Here is a 340-nt window from a genome sequence, read left to right as displayed (position 1 = left end):
TCAAGTTCTTCTCCACCTTGGAGGTCTACATTGTCTGGAATTTCAACAGTATAGTTACCATCTTCGTCCGCAATAGCTGTACCTGTTTCATTTCCTGGGAAGTGAACTGTTACTTCAGAACCTGGTTCGGCTTTACCTGTAACTTCTTTATCCGTACTGTTTACGCCTTTAACTGATGGTTTAGCCGGTGCTGTCGCGTCAGTTACCGTTTTCTTAGTTTCTCCTGAGACGTTGCCATCTTTGTCTTTAGCTGTAACAGTAATTTCTTCGCCACCTTGTAAATCTTTCGGTAAATCGATGCTGTAATTACCATTATCGTCAGCTGTACCTGTGATTGGAT

At 42.4% G+C, this 340-nt stretch carries 1 protein-coding gene; it reads right to left on the bottom strand.

Annotated features, from left to right (window positions below; all coding sequences use genetic code 11):
• On the bottom strand, positions 1 to 340 hold a 340-nt coding region (locus tag CD126_RS09650), incomplete at both ends, for an Ig-like domain-containing protein (protein WP_240626088.1).

This window comes from Staphylococcus pettenkoferi (assembly GCF_002902685.1).
Classification (GTDB): Bacteria; Bacillota; Bacilli; order Staphylococcales; family Staphylococcaceae; genus Staphylococcus; species Staphylococcus pettenkoferi.
The sequence above is the reverse complement of the archived record's forward strand: the minus strand, read 5'-3'. Positions and strand labels throughout refer to the sequence as shown.